This is a genomic window from Flavobacterium sp. AJR, from assembly GCF_002156885.1.
Taxonomy (GTDB): Bacteria; Bacteroidota; Bacteroidia; order Flavobacteriales; family Flavobacteriaceae; genus Flavobacterium.
Genome location: NZ_NCWQ01000157.1, coordinates 1 through 4717, shown reverse-complemented (window position 1 = coordinate 4717; position 4717 = coordinate 1). Strand labels below are relative to the sequence as shown.

Sequence of the window (4717 nt, the reverse complement as noted above, 5' to 3'; positions counted from 1 at the left end):
TTTAATAATGAAAGATTTAAAAATATGTAGGGTTTGATATTTTTATGTTTCCAAAATTTTAAATGGTTTTATTTCGTCTAGCAATTTTTTAATTTTTAAATCATTAAATCTTTCAATTTTTCAATTTACTCAATTCTTGCAATTCCTTTAACGCTTTGTGTGCGTTTCCAGAAAGTAAACTTTCTTTTGCTAATTCAAAACCGTCTAGCGGTGTACATTTTGTAACCGTTGCAATTGCCAATGCTGCATTGGCACAAACCACATTATTTTGAGCTTCGGTTCCTTTTCCTGAAATGATAGATGCAAAGATTTCAGCTGATTCTTCGATAGAATTTCCTCCGTGTATTTCGCTTTGCGCTAAAAGACGAACGCCAAAATCACTTGGATTTAACATGCCTTCCATCGTGTTTGTAATAATCTTTGTTGGTCCAGTTAATGAAACCTCATCATAACCATCTAGCGAATGTAATATCGTGAAATTTACATCGGTATTTTGATATAAATACGCATACATTCTAGCCAATTCAAGGTTAAATACACCTAATAATTGGTTTTTTGGAAACGATGGATTTACCATTGGTCCCAGCATATTAAAGAATGTTTTTACAGCTAATTCTTTTCTTATTGAACCCACATTTTTCATTGCGGGGTGAAATAATGGGGCGTGAAGTATGGCAATTCCTGCTTTGTCGATGCATTTTTCAATGTACTCAGCATCATTAGAGAATTTGATTCCCATTTTTTCCATGACGTTACTAGAACCAGAAATTGAAGAAACTCCGTAATTACCATGTTTGGCTACTTTTATTCCTGCACCAGCCGTAACAAATGAAGCCAGAGTGGAAATATTGAAAGTATCTTTTCCGTCTCCACCAGTTCCAACTAAATCGATGGTATTGTAAGCCGATAAATCTACGCGAATGCATAAGTCTAATAAGGCTTCGCGAAAGCCTGCTAATTCTTCGATGTTAATACTTCGCATCATAAATATGGTCAAGAATGCCGATATCTGACTTGGGTTATAATCACCATTTGATATATTAATCAATACGTTTTTAGCCTCATCTTTAGTAAGGACTTCGTGATTGGTTAATTTGTTTAATATATTTTTCATTTTTTTTAAGGCTCTAAGTTTTTTACTGAGACTGAGTACTGCTTACTGAATACTGATTTAATGTTCGTTTCCTTGATAAATCCACATTGGTTCTGTTTGTCCTGCTCGTTCAAATCCATTTTTGGTATAGAATTCTATTGATTTTCCATCAGCGGTTAACATTTGCATATGGAAGTCACGATATTTTTCCTGCATTTTATCACAAATCATTTTACCTATTCCTTTTCCTTGATATTCTGGGAGTACTAATAAATGTGGATAATAAACAGTTAAATAACCATCGGAAATTGCATTTCCAAGTCCAACAAGTTTTGTGTCATCCCAAGCAGTAATTAAAGTTTCAGAATTTAAAAGTGCTTTATATAATAAATCAGGTTTTTCTGCCGAACTCCATTCATTGGCTTTATACAATGTTATTATATCTTCGATATTAATTTCTTTGGTTTCTAAAATTCTGATATTCATTTTTTTAAGTTGCTAAGGTTCTGAGTTACTAAGTTTTTTCTTTAAATAGTAAGCTGCGACTGAATACTGGGACAGATTACTGTAAACTAAAGACTAACTCTTAACCCAATTCTCTAACATTTTTTTTCCGTTTGGTGTCAATACACTTTCAGGATGAAATTGTACTCCGCGAACATCATAGGTTCTGTGTCTTAATGACATTACTTGTCCGTTTTCGTCGTAAGATGTAGCTTCGAGAACATCGGGTAAAGTTGCGTCGACAACCCATGAGTGATAACGCCCTACTTCAAATTCTTTTCCTAAACCTTCAAATAAAAGTTCATCATCTACAACCGTTTTTACATTGGTAGCTACACCATGATATACTTTGTCTAGGTTTGATAATGTTCCGCCAAAAACTTCTCCTATAGCTTGTTGTCCTAAACAAACGCCTAGTATGCTTTTGGTTGGTGCATATTTTTGAATAACAGCTTTTAGTAAACCTGCTTCGTCTGGAATTCCTGGTCCTGGTGAAAGTAATATTTTGTCGAAACTTGCAATTTCATCAATATCAAATTCATCATTTCTGTACACGGTTACTTCGCAATTTAAATCTTCCAGATAATGTACAAGATTATAAGTGAAGCTATCGTAGTTATCTATTACTAGTATTTTTTTCATTTTTTTTTATTTTTGTTTGCTTCGCCAATTCGGCTAAAGCCTCGTGTCAGGTTTCAAGTTGCTTAGCTTTTGGGTATTTAACCGCAAAGGGCGCAAAGAGTTTTATTTAAAAACTGTTGAAAAACGCAAAGTTCGCAAAGTTAAAATCAACTCAAAGCTTTGCGAACTTTGTGTTTTTATAAAATCAAAGAGGTCTATAGTTTAGCGTTCTTTGCGGTTAAATGCATAATCCAATAACTTAAAACTAATTTTTTATTTATTTTTCTCGAACGTATTTTTCGATGATTATTCTATCTATTCCAAGTTTTTCAATTTTTTCAACTCCTTTTTGAATTAAGGTATCGTTTTTAACTTTTACTGTAAATTCAAATTTGTTGTTCTCCCAGTCTCTATTATTGAAATATTCTAAATTCTCTGTGTATGTACTATCTTTTAAAGTATATTTTCCTCCACCTCCGAAGAATAGTGCATCTGCTTTTTTTCCGTTATTTAAGTCATGGTTAAAGAATGCAAAGTGGGAGTCATTTATAATTTTAATCATTTTGGTTTTTGGATTGAATGTTGAAAAAGTTGAATCTTTTTCGGTTGTCTCTGCTGATATAAGTCGCCAGGTTCCTTCAATGTCTTTTTTAATACTTGTAGTTTCTTGCTTGTTTTTCTCGTTGCAAGAAGTTAAAAATACCATAACCAATAATAATCCAATAGTGTTTTTCATAGTTTTTAGTTGTTTAATTTTTATTTAATGTTTGGTTTGTCAAGTTGTAATTTTTAAGCTTTTCGTTCGGAACTTAAGACTGAAAAACTGCGACCGAGTACTAAATTTTCTCTGCCATTTCAAGAGCGGTATTTAATGCTCTTAATTTATTATATACTTCTTGCATTTCGCTTTCTTCGTCTGAGTTTGCTACGATTCCAGCTCCAGCCTGGCAATGCAATTGATGGTTTTTGCTCAAAAAAGTTCGTATCATGATGGCATGGTTAAAATTGCCTTCAAAATCCATAACACCGATAGCACCACCATAAAAAGTACGATTGGTTTTTTCGTATTCTTCTATAAGTTGCATGGCTCTGTGTTTTGGTGCTCCGCTTAATGTTCCTGCCGGAAAAGTATCGGCTACGACTTGCATTGTAGTTGCTTTTTCATGTAAATGTCCTGTAACTTTTGATACTAAGTGTATTACATGAGAGAAGAATTGTACTTCACGATATTTCTCTACGTTTACATCGTGTCCGTTTCGGCTTAAATCATTTCTGGCTAAATCGACTAACATTACGTGCTCGCTATTTTCTTTTTTATCTTCAGATAATTGTTTGGCAAGAATTGCGTCTTGTTCATCATTTCCTGTTCTTTTGAAAGTTCCGGCAATAGGATGAATTTCGGCTTTACGATTTTTTACAATAATTTGTGCTTCGGGCGAAGAACCAAATATTTTGAAATCACCATAATCAAAAAAGAATAAATAGGGGGAAGGGTTGATGCTTCGTAATGCTCTGTACACATTAAATTCATCACCTTTAAATCCTTGTGTGAATCGACGTGATAAAACTAACTGGAACACATCGCCACGGAAACAATGTTTTTTTGCTAAAGCTACATTATGCTTAAATTCTTCATCGGTTAGATTTGAGAATCCTTCGCCTTCTTTTGAGAATTGGTATGAAGCAATATTTCTTGATTGCAATAATTGTTCTATTTCCGAAATATTATTTCTTCCATCTACGCTATGGCAAAAGATATAAGCTTCGTTTTTGAAATGATTTATTGCAATTATATTTTGATAAACTGCATAATATACATCTGGAATAGAAATGCTATTGTCTTTTTTGGCAATAGTTACTTTTTCGAAATAACGAACAGCATCGTAAGAGATATATCCAAATAATCCATTGTTGATAAATTTGAAATCGTTTTTCTCCGATTTAAATTGTCCTGAAAATTCCTGAATAATTTCTGGAATATTAGTCGAATCATCAATTGCTATTTTTTCTGTAGTTCCATCAGGATAAGCTTTAGAAATAATTTCATTCTCGATTTTAATACTTGCAATTGGGTTGCAGCATATGTAAGAGAAACTATTATCGTTTCCGTGATAATCGCTACTTTCCAGCAATAAACTATTAGGGAATTTATCTCTAATTTTAAAGTAAATGCTCACAGGCGTTACAGTGTCTGCAAGGATTTGTTTGTAGTGTGTGTTGAGTATAAAAGGTTTCAATGTGTTGATTTTTTAAGATTTAATATATTATTTTCCGGAAAATTATGAACAAAAAAAAAGACTTGTCGTGATGACAAGCCTTTCATATTTATAGTTTGAATAATACCATAGGAAGCTTAGTTCACGACGTCTGACGTAAATTGTTCCACCACCAAGTATTATTTGTAATTGTTTTCATAAACTTTTTTGTTGGTACAAATATATAAATGTAATTTGAGTATTCGTATACATTGTTTTAAAAAAAATCTCTATTTTTTTGAGT

General features: G+C 32.6%; 5 protein-coding genes. All 5 read right to left on the bottom strand.

Annotated features, from left to right (window positions below; genetic code table 11):
- Positions 1–112: 112 nt before the first annotated feature.
- The 5 genes from trpD to B8T70_RS23025 all read right to left on the bottom strand — a co-directional run bounded on the left by trpD (position 113) and on the right by B8T70_RS23025 (position 4455).
- Positions 113–1114: an anthranilate phosphoribosyltransferase gene (trpD, locus tag B8T70_RS23045; protein WP_086896383.1), complete on the bottom strand. Its 1002-nt coding sequence runs from the start codon at positions 1112–1114 to the stop codon at positions 113–115.
- A 57-nt stretch (positions 1115–1171) separates the two neighbouring features.
- A complete protein-coding gene (locus B8T70_RS23040) occupies positions 1172–1579 on the bottom strand; it encodes a GNAT family N-acetyltransferase (protein WP_039117831.1) in 408 nt (135 codons plus the stop codon).
- 93 nt (positions 1580–1672) lie between these two features.
- Complete coding sequence (locus tag B8T70_RS23035) at positions 1673–2239, bottom strand: aminodeoxychorismate/anthranilate synthase component II (protein WP_039117830.1); 567 nt, start codon at positions 2237–2239, stop codon at positions 1673–1675.
- 256 nt (positions 2240–2495) lie between these two features.
- Positions 2496–2954, bottom strand: a complete 459-nt coding sequence (locus B8T70_RS23030) for a hypothetical protein (protein ID WP_086896382.1) — start codon at positions 2952–2954, stop codon at positions 2496–2498.
- A 100-nt stretch (positions 2955–3054) separates the two neighbouring features.
- Complete coding sequence (locus B8T70_RS23025) at positions 3055–4455, bottom strand: anthranilate synthase component I family protein (RefSeq protein ID WP_086896381.1); 1401 nt, start codon at positions 4453–4455, stop codon at positions 3055–3057.
- Between the last annotated feature and the right edge of the window lie 262 nt (positions 4456–4717).